This is a genomic window from Curtobacterium sp. TC1, from assembly GCF_019844075.1.
Lineage (GTDB): Bacteria > Actinomycetota > Actinomycetes > Actinomycetales > Microbacteriaceae > Curtobacterium.
The window spans coordinates 89,884-108,828 of sequence record NZ_CP081964.1 but is presented as its reverse complement, the minus strand read 5'-3'; the positions used below and the strand labels follow the sequence as shown (position 1 = coordinate 108,828).

Below are 18,945 nucleotides of genomic sequence, written 5' to 3'. Positions count from 1 at the left end.
TCGCCACCACCGTCATCGCCCTCGCCGCCATGACCCCGGGCGCGTGACGTCGGCGCACGCCGCCCGACGCGGGCGGCATGCGATGATCGAGCCGTGACGGACCGGCGCACGTTCATCCGGCCGCTCGCCACCCGTTCGATCGTCGTCGACGTGGCGTGGGCGGTCCTGGCGGCGTTCGTCTTCCTGCTGCCGATCGAGGTCGAGCTCGAGCACGCGAGCTTCTTCGCGGTGGTCGCCGCCGCCGGCGCGATCGCCCTGCGTCGGGTCTCCCCGTCGGCGGCGATGCTGATGGTGGTCGTCCTCGGGATCATCCAGGTGGGCGGCGGCGAGCGCCCGTCACTCGTCGACCTCGCCATCTTCGTCGTCATCGGCACCGCGGCCGTGGTCGGCACCCGGACCGAGGTCATCCTCTCCGGAGTGCTCGCGCTCGTCGCGGGCATCGGCGCGACGTTCTACCTCGCCGTCACCGGCTTCCGGTACCTGGTGCTGCTCAACGGCCCCCGCGACCAGGCGTTCCTCGCGATGGCCGCACCGGTCGCCGCGCTCCTCGGGGTGTGGGCGGGCGGGGTCGCCGTCCGGGCCTTCCGGTCGCGCGACCGCGAATCCGTCCGCCGCGCCGATGCCGAGGCTGCCGCGTCGCGCGCCGAGGCCGTCGCCACCGAGGCCGAGGCCACCGCCACCCGCGCCATCGACGTCGCGGAGTCCGAGCGCATCCGCGCGGACATCGCCCGCGACGTGCACGACGTCGTCGGCCACTCGCTCGCGGTGATCATCGCCCAGGCCGACTCGGTGCCGTTCCTGGCCGACGAGACCCGCATCCGCGAGGTCAGTGCCACCATCGCCAGCACCGCCCGCAGCTCGCTGGTCGAGGTCCGGCAGGTCCTCGGGCACATCGACGGCTCCGGGGAGACGACCGACCCCGGCTCGCTCGAGGAGATCGTGCAGGGCATCCGCGAGGCCGGTGTCGACGTCGACCGCACGGTGCGTGGCGTCCCGGTCCCGCTCCGGCCGGACACCGGCACGGCGGCCCGACGCGTGCTGCAGGAGATGCTGACCAACGCACTCCGGCACGGCGCACCGGGGCTGCCCGTCGTGGTCCGAGAGACCTGGCGGAGCGCCGACGTCGTGCTCGAGGTCGAGAACGTCGTGGGTGACGGCACCACCGGTGGCTCCGGCCGGGGGATCGACGGCATGCACACCCGCCTCACCGCACTCGGCGGGTCGTTCGACGCCGCCGCGCTGGACGACGTGTTCGCCGCACGCGCCCGCATCCCGTTCGACGTCCAAGGGGGACCCGTCCGATGACCGAACCGATCAGGATCCTGCTCACCGACGACCAGGCGCTGTTCCGCGCCGGTCTGCGCGTGGTGCTCGACGCCCAGGACGACATGCACGTGGTGGGCGAGGCCTCCGACGGCGCCGAGGCCCTCGACCGCATCCGGGAGCTCCGACCCGACGTGATGCTGCTCGACATGCGGATGGCCGGCATGGACGGCGTCGAGACCGTTCGTCAGCTGTTCTCCGGCGCCGTCGAGGGGCCGCTCCCCCGCGTCGTGGTGCTCACCACGTTCGGCCTCGACCCCGCCGCCGCGACCGCGATCCGGCTCGGCGCGAGCGGCTTCCTGCTCAAGGACGCCACTCCGACGTTCCTGTTCGCTGCGGTCCGGGCGGTGCACGAGGGCAGCTCCGTCATCGCGCCGAACGACCTCGCGCAGTTGTTCGGGGCCGACGTCGCCAGGGCACCGGCTCCGCAGCCGTCCGAGTTCCAGGCGCTGACCGAGCGGGAGCGGGTGGTGTTCGGCTGGGCGTCGCGCGGGCTCTCGAACGCCGAGATCGCGACGAAGGAGTACGTCACCGAGTCGACCGTGAAGACCCAGATCTCGAGCATCCTCGGCAAGCTCTCGCTGCGGGACCGCGTGCAGCTCGTGGTCTACGCGCACGACCACGGGCTGGCGGGCACCCGTGACGGGTCCTAGCCCGCTGCGACCTCGTCGAGGATCGCCTCGACCGCAGCCGGGTCGTGCGCGAACCGACCGAGGAACAGGCCGCTGATCCGTCCGGCACCCCGGGTGAGCAGACCGGGCCCGGCGCTGCCCCCGTACAGGACGGTGCTCCCGCGCAGCTCGGGCCGCGTGGCGAGGTGCTGCTCGATCCCCGCGAGCACCGCGACGATGTGGTCGTCCGGCGCCGGCGCGGGAGCGCCGATGGCCCACACCGGTTCGTAGGCGACGGTCAGCGCCCCGGCGAGTCCGTCAGCGATGGCAGTCGAGACACCGCGGTCGAGCTGCGCGGTCACCTCCGCCACGGCTTCCGCTGCACCCGATCGGGAGGACGGGGTCGTCTCCCCGACGCAGAGGAGCGGACGCAGGTGGTTGCGGAAGGCCGCGTGCACCTTCGCGGTGACGGTCGCGTCGTCCTCGTGGAACAGGGAGCGTCGCTCCGCGTGCCCGATCTCGACCAGGTCGACCCCGATCTCCCGCAGTTCGGTGCCGGAGACCTCGCCGGTGAACGCTCCCTCGTCGGCCCACGACAGGTCCTGCGCGGCGAGGAGCACTCCCGACCCGGAGAGCACATCGCGCACGGGTACGAGCGCCGGGAACGTCGGCGCCACGAACAGCGTCGCCGCTCCCGACCGCGTCGCGGGGTGCCGCCGGGCGATCTCGGCGACGGCTCCGGCCCACTCCAGGGTCCGGGCGTGCGAGAAGTACGTCTTCAGCGACACCCCGATGGTGATCACGGTGCGACGGTCTCCACGATCAGGGCGAACGACACCGCGCCGGGATCCGGGGTGCCGACGGCCTGCTCGGCGTGGGTGCGGGCCCTGCCCATCTTCGGCACGAGCGAGGCGGTGGCGTCGGCGGCCTCGCGGGCGGCGCTGACGGCGTCCGTCCAGGCCTCTCCGAGCGACGCTCCCGCGTCGATCCGGGTGCGCAGCACCTCGTCGAACGGTACGAGCGCGTCCACCATGGTCTTGTCGCCGACGGTCGCGCCGAACGCGAGGACGGCCTCGGTGGCGGCGTGCACCGCGCTCTGGACCGAGGCGGCTGACGGGCGCTCGTCGTCCCCGAGGACGCGACCCAGTGCCTCCAGGGCGGCCCCCCAGATCGCACCGGACGTTCCACCCGCCTTGTCGGACCAGGCGTCTGCGGCGATCCGCAGGACGGTACCGACACCGGCGCCGCCGGTTACTGCGTCCGCAGCCGCAGCCGCTGCGGCGTGCGACCCCCGCTGCATGCCGATACCGTGGTCGCCGTCGCCCGCGACGGCGTCGATGCGTCCGAGTTCGTCGGCGTGCTCGTCGAGGAGCGCGCGGACGGCGGCGAAGCCGGCTGCGACCTGCTCGCCCACCGCTCGCGAGTCGTCGCTCGCTGCGCCGATGGCGACCGCCTCGGCGTCCGCTTCGACGGTGGAGGGGTCGACGCGTTCCTGCGGGACGGCGCCACCCTTGCGGTAGGCGGGGGTGTCCGCGGGTGCTGCCCACAGTTCCTCGAGCTCGTCGTCGAGCCAGAACAGGGTGAGCGAGACGCCGGCCATGTCGAAGCTCGTGACGAGTTCGCCGACCTCGGGCTCCACGATGACGACCCCGGCGTCGGCCAACCGCTGCTGCACCGAGCGGTAGACGACGAAGAGCTCCTCGTACTTGACGCTGCCCAGCCCGTTCAGGATCGGGACGACGCGCTGGCCCTTGAGTGTCACGCCGTCGGGCAGTTCTCCGAGCAGACGGGACACCAGCAGCTCGGCCAGGCCGTCCGCGGTGGGCACGTCCGTCTCGTCGATCCCCCGTTCGCCGTGGATGCCCATGCCGATGGCCATCCGGCCCTCGGGCACCGTGAACAGGGGTTCGTCGGCACCGGGCAGAAAGCACCCGGAGAACGCGACGCCGAACGACCGCGTGCGCTCGTTGGCGCGCTCGGCGACGGCCGTGACCTCGTCGAGGCTGCGGCCCTGCTCGGCGGCGGCACCGGCGACCTTGAAGACGCAGAGGTCACCCGCGATGCCGCGGCGTTCCTGCGCGCGGTCCGCGGGCGCACTCACCACGTCGTCGGTGACGCGGACGGTGCGGACCGGGATGCCGTCGGCCTCGAGCGCTCGGGCCGCGGCGTCGAAGTTCAGGACGTCACCGGCGTAGTTGCCGTAGCTCAGCAGCACCCCGCCGCCGTGCTCGGCGGCCCTGGCGACACCGGCCACCTGCTGGGCGCTGGGACTGGCGAACAGGTTGCCCATCGCGGCACCGGCTGCCAGGCCCGGCCCGACGAGTCCGCCGAACGCGGGGTAGTGGCCCGAGCCGCCACCGATCACGACCCCGACGGTGCCGTCGGGGCTGGTGGTGGCGCGGGCGACGCCGCCGTGCACCTTCCGTACCCACCGCTCGTTCGCGGCGACGAAGCCGTCGGTCGCCTCGTCGGCGAAGTCCGCCGGGTCGTTGAACAGTCTGGTCACGCGTTCGTCTCCTTCGACGTCGTGGTGCGGACATGCGAGGTGTCGAGGAGGTCATCCGCCTTCGACCCCCGGAAGAACTTCGTGCAGAAGATCATCACCGCCGCGACGAACGCCAGGACCCCGAGCGAGACGATCCCGAACGCACCGCTGTCGGTCGGCACCACCTCGTTGATCGCCGTGCGCATGATCGGGGCGACGAACCCGCCCAGGTTGCCGAGCGAGTTGATCAGGCCGATGCCCGCCGCGGCCGCCGCCCCGGTGAGGAACGCGGTCGGGTACGCCCAGGTGATCGGACCGACGGCCAGGAAGCTCGCGACCGCCAGCGTGATGAACACGATGCCCAAGATCGGTTGCCCGTTCGCACCGGCCCAGGCCGAGCCGAGGATCGAGAGGCCGGTCGTGACGTAGAACATGGTCCCCCAGCGTCGGCGGCGACCGACGGAGTCCGCCTTCGACCCGACCAGGTAGCAGGCGACGAGGCCGACGAGCCACGGGATCGCGGTCACGAGCCCGACCTGCCACCCGACGTCCTGCCCGAGCAGCGAGGACACCTGCTGCGGCAGGTAGAACGTCGTGCCGTACACGGCGACCTGCAGGCAGAAGTAGATGATCGTGAAGTACCAGACCCGGCCGCTCGCCATGGCCTTCCAGATGCCCGTCGGACCGTCCGCGCTTCGGGCGGTGTCCTCGCGTTCCATGGCGGCGGTGAGCGACGCCTTCTCGCCCGGTTCGAGCCACTTCGCCTGCTGCGGACTGTTCGTCAGGAACACCAGGGCCGCGATGCCGGCGAGCACCGCGAGGATCCCCTCGCCGAAGAACATGACCTGCCAGCCGTGGAACGGGGTCGCCTGGTCACCGAAGCTCAGCAGTCCGCCGGACAACGGGGCGCCGATCATCTGCGAGAACGGCTGCGCCAGGTAGAAGATCGCGAACATGCGCACGCGCACCTTGTTCGGGAACCACTCGGACAGGTACATGATCACGCCCGGGAACAGCCCCGCCTCGGTCACACCGAGGATGAACCGCAGGACGATGAACATCGTGTCGTTCGTCGTGAAGGCGAACAGCGCGGCGACGATGCCCCACGTGACCGCGATGCGGGCGAGCCAGAACCGGGCGCCGAACCGCTTGAGCAGCAGGTTCGACGGGATCTCGAAGATCGCGTAGCCGATGAAGAAGATGCCGGCGCCGAGGGCGAACGCCGCGTCGGAGATGCCGCGGTCGACGCTCAGGGCCTCTTCGGCGAACCCGACGTTCGTGCGGTCGAGGAACGCGACGAAGTACAGGATGACGAGCATCGGCATGAGGTGCTTGGTCGCCTTGCCGATGGCGGACTTGAGGCCGGGGTCGTTGGTCGACCCGAGCGCGGGGGCAGGGGGAAGTGACACGGGTTCGCTCCTTTGCGAGCACGGTGCGGTCGTTCGTGGCGTCCGGCGGTCGGTTCGGTCGTCCGGACGGGAGGCACGGATCGCGTCGCGCGGTCGGCGCGCGTTCCGTGGGCGGCTGGCCCTAGTGCATGTACAGGCCGCCGTCGACGTTGAGCGTCTGGCCCGTGACGAAGCCGGCGTCCTCGCTGATCAGGTAGGCGATCGCCGCGGCGATGTCCCGCGGCGTGCCGATGCGCGGCAGCACGCCATCGGCGGCCATCTCGGTCTTGCGCTCCTCGGTCAGGGTGCCGCCCATGATGTCGGTGTCGATCGGACCGGGGGCGATGGCGTTGACCGTGACGCCGCGCGGGCCGAGTTCGCGCGCCAGGCCACGGGTCAGGCCGATCACGCCGGCCTTCGCCACCGTGTACGGGGTCTTGCTGAAGGTGCCGCCGCCGCGCTGGGCGGAGACCGACGACAGGTTCACGATGCGCCCGTGGCCGGACCGCACCATCGACTCCGCCGCCCGGAGGCTGGCGAAGTGCACACCGTCGAGGTTGATCGACAGCACGCGGTGCCACTCCCCCTCGGGCAGGTCGAGGTAGGCGTGCGCGGACGAGACGCCGGCCAGGTTGACGAGGGCGACGATGGGTTCGAGTTCGGCCTCGATCGTGTCGAACGCTGCCCGGACCGCGGTCTCGTCGGCGACGTTCGCGCCGACGCCGACCGCGCGGACGCCGTGCTGCTCGCGGATCTCGGTGGCGACCTGTTCGCTCGCGGTCTGGTCGAGGTCGATGATGCCGATGTCCCAGCCGGCCTCGGCCAGGTGGTGGGCGGTGGCGCGACCGATGCCGCGCGGTGATGCCGCTCCGGTGAGGACCACAGTTCGCTGTTCGTTGCGCATCGTCGTGCCGCTCAGTGGATCGGGGCCGGGCCGAGGTCGTCGAGCAGCTTCTGCATCGCGACGTACGCCTTGTTGCGGTAGGCGACGAGCTCCGGCGTGCGGTCGGCGGGGACCTCGAGGTACCCGGCGCCGGACTTCGTACCGAGTTCGCCCGCATCGACGTGCTGCTGCAGCGACGGCGGGGTGGCGAAGCGCTCGGGCCAACGGGTCTGCAGCGACTCGAAGCAGAACGCGTAGACGTCGAGACCGGCCATGTCGGCGATCGCGAACGGGCCGAAGAACGGCAGGCGGAACCCGAACGTGGTCCGCACGATGGTGTCGATGTCGTCGGGGGTGGCGATGCCCTCGTCGGCGATCTTCGTGGCCTCCTCGAACAGCGCGTACTGCAGGCGGTTCAGGACGAACCCGGTCGAGTCCTTCACTCGCGCCGACTGCTTGCCGGTCGCGGCGACGACGGTCTCGCCGACCTCGATCGCGTGCTCGTTCGTGGTCGGGTGCGGGATGAGCTCGACGCCGGGGATGAACGGTGCCGGGTTCGAGAAGTGCACGCCGAGGAACCGCTCCGGGCCCACGACGGCCTCGGCCAGCGACTCGATCAGGATCGTCGAGGTGTTCGAGCCGATGATCGCGTCGGGGCGGGCGGCTTCGCTGATGCGACGGAGCGTCGCGTGCTTGATCTCGATCTTCTCGGGGACGGCCTCCTCGATGAAGTCGGCCTCGGCGACCGCTTCCTCGATGGAGGCGGCTGCGCTGAGGTGGGCGTCGACGCGCGCCACGGCGTCCGCGGGGAACAGGCCGTCCGCGACGAACTGCTCGGTCTCTGCGATGAGCCGGGCTCGGTTGGACGCGGCGATCTCGGCCGAGACGTCGGCGATCCGGACGGTGTGGCCGGCGAGGGCGAGGACCTGGGCGATCCCGCCGCCCATGTAGCCGGACCCGACGACGGCGATGTCGAGGGTGCTCATCGGATTGCTCCTTCGGTGCTGGTTGCTGCAGTCGGGGTCGCCGTCGCCGTCGCCGTCGCCGTCGCGTCGAGCTTCGTCGTCGCGAGGACGGATCGGATGTACTGCTGGTTGGTGGCGCAGACGCCGAGGCTGTCCCCGCCGTACTGCTCGGTCATGACGATCCCGCGGAACCCGTCGGCGACGGCGTCGCGCAGGACCTGGCGGTAGTTGATGAGGCCCGTCTCCATGGTGCTCGGCGCGCTCGTCGCCCAGCTGCCGTCGCCGGCCTCGTCACGCGTGTAGTTCTTCACGTGCAGGTAGTTCGTGTACGGCATGGTCTTCGCGAAGAGCTCCCGCCAGTCCTCGACCGGACGGTGCAGCCGGATGAGGTTCGCGACGTCCGCGTTCAAGCCGACGTTGTCGAGCCCGATGTCCTCGACCAGTCGCACGGCGCTGTCGGCGGTGCCGAGGTACGTGTCCTCGTACAACTCGAGCGCCATCGGCAGTCCGACGCTCGCAGCGTGCTCACCGAGCTCCCGCAGGCGCTTGACCGCCGCGTTCCAGACCTCGGGGTCGTCCGGGTCCTTCGGGCCCTGCGCGGTCCAGAACCACAGCGCGCGCTTCTGGGCCTCGGTGAACGGCTGGTGCAGGCCCGTCGAGAACACCTGCATGCCCCACTCGGCCGCCGCGTCGATGGTGCGGTGGGCGTAGGCGAGGTTGTCCTCCTCGTGCCCGGGCTGGATGACGCTCTTGCGCTGCAGGTGCACCGAGGGGATCCCGATACCGTGCGCCTTCGCGACGGCGAACAGTTCGTCGCGGCGCGAGGCTTCGAGGTCAGCGGGCCGGATGTGGCTGTCGGCGAGTTCGGCCAGCGAGAAGCCGACGGCCTCGATCTGCGCGAACACGTCGTCCCAGACCTCGGCCGGGGCATCGTGGAACGCAGTGCCGTCACGCGTGACCTGGGCAAAGCCGTGCAGACAGGCGGCGATCGGCCAGGTGTCCGACGTCCAGGTGGTGGGGTCCCAATCCTGGTCGACCCAATCCTGCGGTGTGCTCACGGAATGCTCCTTCGCATGTCGGGGTTCGGCAGTGAACCTCTTTCCTATAGGAAAGATACTCGCACCTCGACAGAGCGCAACCCCTGCAGGATCAGCTCGTGTGCGAAGCGTCCTCGCGCGACCGGAGCCGGACGGCGTCGATGTGGTGCCGCATCGCCGCCACTGCTTCGGTCGGCCCGACCGCGAGGGCATCGACCACCGCTCGGTGCTCGTGCACGGCGCGGTCGGTGTCGTCCCCGCCACCCTCGACGATCTGCCGCATACGGTGCACCCGCGTCGTGATGATCTCGGACATCTCCTCGAGGAACGGGTTCCGCGTGGCATCGAAGATCAGCTGGTGGAACTGCCAGTCGCTGCGGAAGAAGCGGGCCATGAGTTCCTCGGAGGCCTCAGCCACACCGACCGCCGCGACCTCGTCGGCCACCGCAGCCTGCTCGTCGAGCGCCGTGCTGAGCCGCTCCCGCAGGGCGTCGACGTCACCGCGCGCAGCGAGCTCGACGGCGCCGCTCTCCACGATGAGCCGGGCGTCGAACAGTGCCTCGAGCTGGTCGCCGGCCAGCGGCGGGGAGACCCGGTAGCCCTTGTTGGCCTCGCGGGTGATGAGCCCGGTGCGTTCGAGCTGCACGAGGGCTTCGCGCACCGGGGTCGGGGAGACGCCGAGGGTTCGGGCGAGCCCGTCGATCGACAGCCGCATGCCGGGTTCGACGTCGTGGCCCATCAGGACCTCGAGCACCCGGTCGTACACGCGGTCACGCAGGCCGAGCTGCGCGATGCGTTCCGTCCCGAAGCCGGGCATGGTCGTGGACATGGGTCGATCCTAGAGAATTCACGACTCGGGCTCGGTGGAAAGGCTCCGAGCCAGGCTACACCGCGGCCGTCACCTTCTTCGATGTCGGGGCGGCATCGCGCTCATGTCGCCGCCGGGCTTGCTCGATGACCTCTCCCCGCGCGCCGATATGGCGGATTTATGTCAATCAGCCGAGTTGACCGGTTCACACGCCAATGATGGGGGCCTAAGCCGATTGAGGCGATGGGATTCGAAGCTGTGACATGGAACCGTATTGGCTGAGGAGGCTGGCGTATTCGGCCTCATCGTGGAACGAGACAATGCCGCGCCCGTGGTCCTTGGCGGCTTCGATGACGAATCGCACGGCGCTCTCGACGACGCGCAGGTCGGTGGCTCCGGTGGCCGATCCGGCGACGGCGGTCTCGGTCGTGATTGCGACGCCGACGACGGGAGCGTCGGTGGCGGTCGCAGGCTGCAGGATCGAGTTCACGTGGAAGACGCCGTTGCCGTAGGGGGTGATGTCCTGCGTCGTGATCGGCAGGACGGCCGGTGCCACCCCGGTGGTCCGGGCGGCCACGTCGAGCAGGCTCTCCGACACGCGGAGGATCCAGCCGTCCTTGACCGTGGGGGTGATCGCGAAGCCGCGGTGGTTCAGGACCCGGTTGCCCTTCGTGGTGTCGACCGACAGGATCGCGTCCATCTCCGGTCGCACCTCGAGGTCGTTCGCGATGGCCATGTCGACGGCCGAGTCCATGAAGGGGACCGGGTCGTGGGGCTGAGTCGGGGCATCGGGGTCGACGTGGGTCGCGACGATGACGTCGCCGTCCAGGACGTCACCACGACGGGCCATGTCGAGCAGCTTCGCGGCCGCGGCGATGACCGTCAGGGCACCGTCGCCGTCCGACACGAAGCCGATCTGCTCGGGACGGGCGCCGAGACCGCCCAGTCGGCCGAGCAGCCCCAGCGTCGGGGCGTCGCCGCCGACGGTCTTGCCACGTCGGCCCGGGATCGTGATGCGGACGAAGTCGGTGGCGCCCTTCGCGCCCGTCACGGTCTCGACCTCGGCGGTCGGGCCGCCGTCGGCGGTGTACGCGGCGAGGAACGCGGCGACCGCGGCGCCGGACGTGTTCGGGTCGTCGAGCAGGTCGTACGCGGCGAGGGTGTGGGTCCAGGACATGGTGCTCCTTGCGTGGTTCGTGTGGGGGTGGTCGTTCGTTCAGCTGATGGCGTCTTGGGCGGCTGCGCCGGCGGCCAGCACCGCGTCGACGACCGGGACGTCGATCTCGGTGGCCAGTCGGTCGGCGAGTCCGATGGTCGTCATGCCGGTGCACGCGAGCAGGATGACGTCGGCACCGCGGGCGACGAGCTCGCGCGCTCCGGCGACGGCCGCAGCGGTGCCCGCCGGAGTGAGTAGATCGCGTGACTCGGTGACGCCCTCGGGCACGAGCGCCGCGACGTACGCGTCGCCGAGCACGTCGGTCACGGACGCGGGCGTCCGGACGGTCAGGTCGAGGACCCCGACGCGTGCCCCGAGTGCCAGCGCGCGCTCCGCTGCGGCCGAGCCGGCCCCGATGACGGGCCGGTCGGTCCGTGCCCGCGCGGCCGCCAGGCCAGGGTCGGCTGCGCACGAGACGATCACCGCGTCGACGTGCGGGGCGAGCTCCGCCACCAGGTCCGCGACCTTCGGCGCTGCCCGGTCGAACGATGCGTCGTCGTGGACCCCGTGGGGCTGGTCCGGGATGCACCGTGTGACCACGTCGAGGCCGTGGGCCGCGGCGACGACGCGGCCATGGGCCTCCAGGAGGTCCACGTCGTCCGTCGTGAGCACGCGGACCAGACCGACCGTGCCCGTCACCGGGCGACCGCCGTGGCGGTCCGCAGCCCGTCGAGGACCTCCGCAGCCATGCGGGCCGCGACCGAACGCGCCAGGACGACCGGGAGGCCCGTGGCGGCTGCGACCACCTGCCGCATGTGCTCGGTGTAGCCGATGCAGTCGAGCGCGATGAGCTCCGCCCCGCTGTCCAGCAAGGTGCGCGCCGCATCTGTCAGGGTCGCGTCCGTCCCGGTGTACGGAGAGCTCGGCGCGGTCAGGACATGCTGCCCGGCAAGGCGTCGGGCGAACTTCGCGACGGTGAAGTCCTGCTGCGCCGGGAGTGGACAGACCACGCCGACCCGAGCACCGCCGGCACCACCGACCGCGGTCGCGAGCGCTGCCGTCCCGAGGGAGATGAGCGCATCCGGAACGAACAACGGCTTCGTGTGCGGGAGCGCATCGAACGGGCCGGTGCACGCGAGGAACACGGCGTCGACCTCGGTCTCGAGCGCTGTGAGGACGCCGGGCAGGCGTTCCTGGACCTGGCGTTCGCCGATCTCAATGGATCCACCGTCCGCCAGTCTCGTCGTGAGTACGTGGTCGTCGTCGGCTGGGCCCATCGTGGCGAGTGCTTCGGCGCTCATGCCGTCGAGGACGCCGCGTTCGACGAGTTCCACGCCGGGGAGCCAGCGCGACAGCTCGGGGGTGAGGTCGGTGCGGGGGGCCTGGCCGATGGTGACGACGCCGAGGCGGGTCACAGGATCTTCCCGAGGGAGAAGACGGAGTCGCCGGCGATGAGTCCGGCGCCAGTCAGGGAAACCTCACGCTCGCCCTTCTCACCACGGGCCTTCTTCCAGATGCCACGGAGCACCAGGGCGCCGAGGACCATCCAGCCAGCGTTGGCGGTGCTGATGAGGAGGCCGGTGGCCAGCAGGACGCCCATCTGGCGCTTCGGACCGCCGAGGATCTGCACGACGGCGCCGGGGATCGCCCAGAGGAGCAGGTTGCCGATCGCGTGGCCGTCCCCGAGACCGGCGCGGATGGTGTCGGCGTAGACGATGGCGGTCGGAGGGATGGCTCCGTCGGCGAAGAGCCCTCGCCAGAGCAACGCCACCATGCCGATCGAGACGGCGAATCCGATCATGCTCGCGATCATCTGCTGGCGGCGGCCGTCCATCTCGTAGGCGGTGTACGGACGACGGTCGCGACGGAGGATCCATCCGGCCTTGAAGTCGTAGCCCATGTCGGCGAACGCGGGGCCGGTGGCGGCGCAGTAGCCGACGACCAGCGCGAGCGGGACGGCGGGGATCTGCAGGAGGAGCCCGACGACCAAGAAGATGAGCGTCACGGCGAAGGCCGGGAACCACCCTGCGTGCATGGCGGCCAGGCCGACGATGAGTTCGTGCACCAGTGCGGCGACACCGGCGAACAGCACCCAGGCGATCACCGCAGCGACGGGCATGTCTGCCCAGACGCCGCCCAGCGTGGCGAGGATGAGCGCGCCGATGACGTACGCGACGTAGCCCGAGCCGAGCACGCGTCGGAGCTGCCGGGGCTGGACTGTCGGAGCCAGCGAGGGGTCGGCGGCGACGACATCGCGCGCTGCCTCGGCCTCTGCTCGCTCGCGCTTGCTGACCCGGCCGGCCAGGATCATGCCGACTTGCACGAGGGCGACGACGCCGGCGCCGATCATCACGCCGTGCGGGATGTACAGCTCGGCGAGGTTCACGTCCAGCAGCACCGGGACGTACTGGTTCACGAGCAGGCCGACGCCGAACATCGTGAGTGCCCAGACGTTCCCGATCATCGCGATGCCGGCGGCGGACATCGGCAGTCCGAGGAAGGACGCCCCGATACCGACCGCGGTCCCGCCGACGAGCCAGAGGGCCTGCTTGCCGCCACGGTCGCCCGCCTTGATCGTCTCGGCTGCGGCGACCCCGGGAGGCCACGCGGCGTCGGCCGGCAAGAACTTCGAGCCGAACGCCTTGTACAGGACCAACGCGTCGATGACGAGTCCGAGCGACGCGCCGAGCAGCATCGGCCAGACCAGGTCGGCGCGGCCGAACGCGAACGGCACGGCGATGGGCGTGATGAGCGAGTTCGCCGCGGCGAAGGTGGATCCGGAGATCGCGCTCTGGGCGAGGTTCTGCCGGTTCACGTCGCGCATCTTCCGGAGCCCGAAGAACCCGATGCGTCCGATGAGCATCGCGATCACGGCACCGATGACGCTGGTGTTCGGCGAGACGCCGAGGGTCGTGATCATGTGGATGCCGATCAACGCACCGAGGATGCTCACCAAGATCGTGATGACGAGCATCAGCGGTTGCAGGGCGCTCGGGTGGCGCTCCGACCGCGCTGCGGTCGGAGGTGTGACGGTCTGCTGGGCCATGGCAGGTACTGTGCCGTCTCGATCGAGGAGAGCGGAAGCGAATCCCACTATCTGGGAGTTACAGTCACATTTCGGGCGAAACCTCCCTAGGCTGCCGGTGTGCCGACTCCCTCTCCGACACCGCTGCAGACCGTCGATCGAGCGCTCGAGGTCTTGCTGTCCTTCGACGAGTACCGCAAGGAGTGGGGCGTGCTGGAGCTCGCCGAGGAGTTCGGACTGACCCGATCGACGGCCCAGCGCCTGCTCGCCGCTCTCGCCGCCCGCGGGTTCCTGCACGCCGATCCGCACACCCGGCGCTACAGCCTCGGCCCGGCTATCTGGAAGACCGCGGCGATGTGGGAACGCGGTGGTGGACTCGCAGCCCTGAGCGAGCCGTTCCTCGCGGACCTCGCCCGCGAGACCGACCGGACGGCGCTGTTCTGCACGCCCGACGGCGCCTACGTTCGGTGCATCACCGCAGTGGACGGTGTCGACGGCCCCCGGCGGGCGCACCCGTACATCGGCGATGTCTTCCCCGCGCACGCAGGGGCCACCTCGCGCGCGTACTTCGCGTTCCTGTTGCCGACCGAACGCTCCGCCCTGCTGCACGGGCGCCCCTCGGCGAGGTACTCGGAGCTGACCGAAGTCGACGAGGACGCACTCCGTCAGCTCTTCGACGGCACGGTGCTGGGCGGGTACGCCGCCTCCGAGGGCGAGTTCGACGCCACGTCGCGCGCGATCGCCGTGCCGGTCTTCGCCGGTCGTCGACCGGTCGGCTCGCTGTCCCTGCTCGAGGACAAGACAACCGAGCACGAGGATCCACTGATCGACGCGCTCCCCGCGCTCCGCAGCACGGCCGACGCTCTGAGCGACATCCTCTCGAACCGGCCGCCTGCCGCTCCCCGACGGGACTGGCGGCGCGGCCGCGGCACCACAACGACGAACGGACCCCGATGACCCAGGCCCTCCTCTTCTCCAACTCGACCAACCACGGCGGCGCGTACCTCGGGCACGCCCTGGACGTCCTCGCCGACCACTACGCAGGCGTCGCAGAGGTCCTCTTCGCGCCGTGGGCCCTCGCCGATCACGACCAATACGTGGAGCGGGTCGCGTCGGCGTTCCGAACGATCGGCATCAGCGTTCGCGGACTCCACACCGTCGAAGACCCCGCTGCGGCCGTGAGGGATGCGGAGGCCCTCTACGTCGGCGGCGGCAACACCTTTCGACTGACCGCCGCGCTGCACCGTCACGGCCTCATCAACGCCATCCGCACAGCAGTGGCCAGCGGCGGACTCCGCTACGGCGGAGCAAGTGCTGGCACAGTCGTCGCGGCCCCGACAATGCGCACCACGAACGACATGCCGATCGCTGAACCCACGTCATTCACGACGCTCGGCCTTGTGCCTTTCCAGATCAACCCGCACTACCTCGACGCCGACCCGACCTCGACCCACGCTGGCGAAACCCGCGAGCAACGACTCGCCGAGTTCCTCGAACAGAACGACGCCGCCGTCCTCGGCCTCCGAGAAGGCACCTGGCTCCAACTCAAATCAGAGAGCGACGGAAGGAACTCCGCAACCATCGGCGGGCACCCGACCTCGCACAGCGCAGCAGGCCCAGCCGTGCTACTCCAACGCGGACAACCCATACGCGAAGTCGCCGGCGACGTCTCCGAACTACTCCACCTCGCCCCACGATATGACGCGGCCCCCTAGCGCCCGCGCTAGGGACAGCTACGGCGAGAGTTGGAGCCCCGTCGACCCGATCAGGTGTGCCACCGATAGCGGTCTCTTATGTCAGGTCGCGACCCACACCGACAGCTTCAAGAACAGCGGTTCCGTCGCGATGTATCCGGAAAGAAGGAGCGCACTTCTCAACGCGGCTTCCACTGCCCCGAGGTTCGCAAGACCCGCTTTGTTCTTCAACTTGCCACCGTACGCCCCTAGCAGCAGTTCACCGATATCGTGGCCGTAAGCAAATAGCCTTGAGTCCGCATCCTCGGGTCGAGGATATGCAGACATCACCGCTTGAATCTCCGGCGGGACGACCTTGGAGCTGTCAAATTGGCGCAGCGATCCGCCACCCTTGAATGCGGCACCATAATTTGGGCGCTGAAGATTTGGATGCATGCTTCGAATCGCAAAGAGCTCTCGTAACGGGTCCGTGAGACTGTCAACGAGCTCCGCCCCGGAGGGCAACTGCTCATTGAAACTCAGCAGATTAGCCAAATCAAGAGTTTCAGCATGCAGAGCATAGCTCTCGATCGCAGGATAATCCGTCCAAAGAAGCGTATCGTATGAGTGCGCGGCCACCGAACTACCCGTGTCGCGGTCCGCAACGCAACGAATGTCAATACCCTGTTCGTGAGCGTGTAGCGCGACGATCAGAACACGGCCACGCGCACCATCCGACAGTCCATGACTTGCTAATTCGAAGGCGTCAACCTCGAGGTTTTCTACCGGGGTAACCGCCACGGGATGAGAATCGGCTGCCGCTCGCAGCCACGCACGCAAGAACCGCTCGTCAGTACGCCCTTCAACGACAAGATGCTTTTGGTTGGTCAGTGAGACCTCGAGAAACAATTCATCCAAAGACAGCCGGGGCGGGGCGGTTCGCGTCATTCCGACTCGCCAGGTTGAATGATTTCCTCACGAGGTACAGCGTTCATGACCTGTAGCGAGTGGGAAGCGATCAGGAATTGAACGCTGGCTGCCTCCGTGCACTGCAGTAATTCGTCAATGAGGTTACGCTGCCACTCGATCCCCAGGGACAGCTCTGGCTCGTCGATGATCACCAGGGGACGGTCAGCGGTGGCTAGAATTGCGTGCGACATGAGGTAGAGAAGATGTCGCTCACCGCTTGAAAGCGCGTCCGGCTGCAGGGTTGCCCCGTCGCGCCCGACCAGGGAGATACCCGTAGCTGCGGAGAAGACGAGTTCCTTCCGGTCAAGAAATCTATTGACGCCGGACACGAAGGTATCGATGAGTTGAAGCGCAGGTGCGAGAGAATCGATTTGCGCTTGAACGCTATCGAGGAAGGGCTTGAGGATCCGGTGCAGCGTTGGCAGTTGGCGATGATTCTGTCGAGCAGCGTCAAGTTGCGCCTGAATCTCGTGAAGCTGTCGCGTTGAAAGAAGCCCATACCGTTCGTGGGCGCTTCCCGCTCGCAGAAGTGTTGCAATCTGCGTCTCAAGAGCGTTTCTAGCTGCACCTGAAGTCAAAGTTTGCGTGCCCGCTAGGGTCGTCCTTGTGATCTGAGCGTACACGCCGATGTTAGCTCGCTCCCGCGCCAACCCAGCAAACGCGGACTGCGAGAGCATGCGTTCGACGCGCTCTAGGAGGCGTGAAACGCTTCCAGCATTCCTCCGTCGGGCGTCGATACGAGTGCCTTCGCGAAGTTCTTCTCCGCCGATCGGCGCTAACCGGTCATCCCCGATCAGCACGGCACCGTTGGTCATTGAGGTGGTCAGTTCTACAAAGCGACCGAAGTCTTGTCTGTCACTCCAGACTCGCCGATAGAGACGTCCGGCGAAGTCGGAAGGGTCTACTTCGAGGGAAATGTCTTCTGCATCTGCGGTACGAGATGCTCCAATCGTAAACCCGCCATCAAAGGCGCTGGCTCTCTGCAGCCAAATCGCCCCTCCTGACTTGAACGTGATATGCAAGTTTCGAATTGGGATCTCAATGAGTGCTTGGAGCGATTCGATCGAGGGAGTGAGCAAAAAGTTCACTGCCTTGATGAAGTTGGTCTTACCGCGACCGTTTGGCGCGTAGACAATGCGAATACGCTCGGCAGCCTCTCTGAAGGAAAGCTGATAATCGAACTCGTCCAGGACGCCCAGCGCGTCGATAGTCAGGACGTCGTCTCCGATTGCCAAGGAGTACCTCCGGGAGGGCGCATCAGCGCGATTCAGGTCCAGTCGTGCCTTCAGTGGCACGCAACTCAATGAGCGTAGTTCATCTCGAACGTCATTGACTCGTCATAGGTGTGGTATTTAGGTATGCCTCAGCACCACAGCGCTGATCAACGAGATTCGCGTGGCGCTGGGGCCGAGCTCGCGGTTTCCGCTACAGATCTGAGCATGGGTCTGGACCCATCCGCATCAGTCGAGCTGCGCGGCGGCCTTCCGGTACGCGGCTTCGACGATTTGCTGCACCTCGGCGTCCTTTGGCACATCGAACGAGTACGCGGCACCAACGAGCACCATGACGCCGAACCCGTCGCCAGCGATCATGCAGGTCGTTCCCGCGACCGTTGTGGCTCCGCGCGCTTCAAATCCGCCGCAGTACGTGGCGGAGCCCCAGGAGCCGAGGTCCTTCACCGTGGTGACGATGGTTTCCTCAGCACCGTCAATGGTGAAGGTGCTTCCCTCGGTCGGGCACCCTCGCACAGCATTCGTGATCGCTTGTACATGCTCGGCGGCGGCTGGGTCGGCGAACGTACCGACGTTGAGGTACGCACCGGTGGACTCTCGGGTCCAGTCCCGACCGCTCTGTGCAGTGTTCTCGAGATCCTCGCCGAGTTCATCGGAGAAGTCGGCGCCACATGCACCGGGCCCCTCCGCATCGGTCGACGTCGCACCGTCACTGGCGGAGGCACTGCTGGGTTTTTCGGCCCAGCCGCCAACCGGTAATTCCGTTGTGGTCAGCACCGCCCCAGACAGCACGTCCTCCGTCAGACCGGCAGGTGCGGACCGTGTTGCAGTCGCGGTCTTCGTTCCCTCGCCCCGGTCAGTGTCGGCGTTGCCGCTCGAGGCGCATCCGGTGAGTGCGCATCCCACCGTGATGGTGATGGCGGCTCCGATGGCCCACGTTCGCTGCTTGATATCCCCCATGGGCCCATCCTGCCATCCCGACGGAAACCGGGACAGGCTGCACAGCCCGAGCAATTCGCATGTGCGAAGCGGCTACCGCATCCGTCAACCCGGCCGATAGGCCGGTGCGGGGGTTGGAAATGCTGATCGTGTTCGCGGTGCTGGTGGCCATTGCGGTTGTGGGTGGCGCAGTTCTTCGCGCGCGCTACCGCCATACGCGTCGGGAGCCGGCACGCTCGTGCCTTGCTCCGAACCGGTCTCGTGGCCGGAACGTGTACTGCCAGAACCCGACGCCACGTGGCGGGTACTGCAGCATCCACCATGACCAGCACAGCCGTGACAACGGCATGGTCATCTCCGCAAGTCTCTTCGCTGCGATTATCGTCGCCGTCAGCATCTGGCTCCAAGCCCAGCAGTAGGCACCTCCCGAGCGGCGCCAACGTGGTGCCGC

General features: G+C 68.7%; 18 protein-coding genes. 4 read left to right on the top strand and 14 right to left on the bottom strand.

The window, feature by feature from the left end:
- Positions 1-93 precede the first annotated feature (93 nt).
- Positions 94-1,305: a sensor histidine kinase gene (locus tag KZI27_RS01605; protein WP_222659039.1), complete on the top strand. Its 1,212-nt coding sequence runs from the start codon at positions 94-96 to the stop codon at positions 1,303-1,305.
- Entirely contained in the window at positions 1,302-1,976 is a 675-nt protein-coding gene (locus tag KZI27_RS01600; RefSeq protein WP_123292887.1) for a response regulator, read from the top strand. The genes KZI27_RS01605 and KZI27_RS01600 overlap by 4 nt, the downstream gene beginning before the upstream one ends.
- Here KZI27_RS01600 and KZI27_RS01595 read toward each other — a convergent pair.
- The 11 genes from KZI27_RS01595 to KZI27_RS01545 all read right to left on the bottom strand — a co-directional run bounded on the left by KZI27_RS01595 (position 1,973) and on the right by KZI27_RS01545 (position 13,702).
- Positions 1,973-2,737, bottom strand: a complete 765-nt coding sequence (locus KZI27_RS01595) for a triose-phosphate isomerase family protein (protein ID WP_222659038.1) — start codon at positions 2,735-2,737, stop codon at positions 1,973-1,975. The genes KZI27_RS01600 and KZI27_RS01595 overlap by 4 nt on opposite strands.
- Positions 2,734-4,440 (bottom strand): dihydroxyacetone kinase family protein, encoded by a 1,707-nt coding sequence (locus tag KZI27_RS01590; protein WP_222659037.1) that lies wholly within the window; start codon positions 4,438-4,440, stop codon positions 2,734-2,736. Before KZI27_RS01590 ends, KZI27_RS01595 begins: the two co-directional genes overlap by 4 nt.
- Positions 4,437-5,828 (bottom strand): MFS transporter, encoded by a 1,392-nt coding sequence (locus KZI27_RS01585; RefSeq protein ID WP_222659036.1) that lies wholly within the window; start codon positions 5,826-5,828, stop codon positions 4,437-4,439. Before KZI27_RS01585 ends, KZI27_RS01590 begins: the two co-directional genes overlap by 4 nt.
- 121 nt (positions 5,829-5,949) lie before the next feature.
- Positions 5,950-6,711: an SDR family NAD(P)-dependent oxidoreductase gene (locus KZI27_RS01580; protein ID WP_222659035.1), complete on the bottom strand. Its 762-nt coding sequence runs from the start codon at positions 6,709-6,711 to the stop codon at positions 5,950-5,952.
- Positions 6,712-6,722: 11 nt separating this feature from the next.
- Complete coding sequence (locus tag KZI27_RS01575; protein ID WP_222659034.1) at positions 6,723-7,676, bottom strand: 3-hydroxyacyl-CoA dehydrogenase family protein; 954 nt, start codon at positions 7,674-7,676, stop codon at positions 6,723-6,725.
- Complete coding sequence (locus tag KZI27_RS01570; protein ID WP_222659033.1) at positions 7,673-8,713, bottom strand: sugar phosphate isomerase/epimerase family protein; 1,041 nt, start codon at positions 8,711-8,713, stop codon at positions 7,673-7,675. Before KZI27_RS01570 ends, KZI27_RS01575 begins: the two co-directional genes overlap by 4 nt.
- Positions 8,714-8,804: 91 nt before the next feature.
- Positions 8,805-9,521 carry a GntR family transcriptional regulator gene (locus KZI27_RS01565; RefSeq protein WP_222659032.1) on the bottom strand — a complete coding sequence of 239 codons (717 nt, stop codon included), beginning with the start codon at positions 9,519-9,521 and terminating at the stop codon, positions 8,805-8,807.
- A 205-nt stretch (positions 9,522-9,726) separates the two neighbouring features.
- Positions 9,727-10,677, bottom strand: a complete 951-nt coding sequence (locus tag KZI27_RS01560; RefSeq protein ID WP_222659031.1) for a DUF1177 domain-containing protein — start codon at positions 10,675-10,677, stop codon at positions 9,727-9,729.
- Positions 10,678-10,716: 39 nt separating this feature from the next.
- On the bottom strand, positions 10,717-11,355 hold the full coding sequence (locus tag KZI27_RS01555; RefSeq protein ID WP_222659030.1) for an aspartate/glutamate racemase family protein: 639 nt from the start codon (positions 11,353-11,355) through the stop codon (positions 10,717-10,719).
- The gene (locus KZI27_RS01550) at positions 11,352-12,071 is read right to left on the bottom strand and encodes an AroM family protein (protein WP_222659029.1); all 720 of its coding nucleotides are present in this window, start codon (positions 12,069-12,071) and stop codon (positions 11,352-11,354) included. The genes KZI27_RS01555 and KZI27_RS01550 overlap by 4 nt, the downstream gene beginning before the upstream one ends.
- Positions 12,068-13,702 (bottom strand): OPT/YSL family transporter, encoded by a 1,635-nt coding sequence (locus KZI27_RS01545; protein ID WP_222659028.1) that lies wholly within the window; start codon positions 13,700-13,702, stop codon positions 12,068-12,070. Before KZI27_RS01545 ends, KZI27_RS01550 begins: the two co-directional genes overlap by 4 nt.
- Before the next feature lie 99 nt (positions 13,703-13,801).
- On the opposite strand from KZI27_RS01545, the gene KZI27_RS01540 reads away from it, so the two are divergent.
- Entirely contained in the window at positions 13,802-14,638 is an 837-nt protein-coding gene (locus KZI27_RS01540) for an IclR family transcriptional regulator (protein ID WP_222659027.1), read from the top strand.
- Positions 14,635-15,396 (top strand): dipeptidase PepE, encoded by a 762-nt coding sequence (gene pepE / locus KZI27_RS01535; RefSeq protein WP_222659026.1) that lies wholly within the window; start codon positions 14,635-14,637, stop codon positions 15,394-15,396. The genes KZI27_RS01540 and pepE overlap by 4 nt, the downstream gene beginning before the upstream one ends.
- 81 nt (positions 15,397-15,477) lie before the next feature.
- Here pepE and KZI27_RS01530 read toward each other — a convergent pair whose 3' ends face one another.
- The 3 genes from KZI27_RS01530 to KZI27_RS01520 form a co-directional block, all read right to left on the bottom strand.
- Positions 15,478-16,302 (bottom strand): hypothetical protein, encoded by an 825-nt coding sequence (locus KZI27_RS01530; protein ID WP_222659025.1) that lies wholly within the window; start codon positions 16,300-16,302, stop codon positions 15,478-15,480.
- On the bottom strand, positions 16,299-17,558 hold the full coding sequence (locus tag KZI27_RS01525) for an AAA family ATPase (RefSeq protein WP_222659024.1): 1,260 nt from the start codon (positions 17,556-17,558) through the stop codon (positions 16,299-16,301). The genes KZI27_RS01530 and KZI27_RS01525 overlap by 4 nt, the downstream gene beginning before the upstream one ends.
- Positions 17,559-17,783: 225 nt before the next feature.
- Positions 17,784-18,515: a hypothetical protein gene (locus KZI27_RS01520; protein ID WP_222659023.1), complete on the bottom strand. Its 732-nt coding sequence runs from the start codon at positions 18,513-18,515 to the stop codon at positions 17,784-17,786.
- Positions 18,516-18,945: the final 430 nt, after the last annotated feature.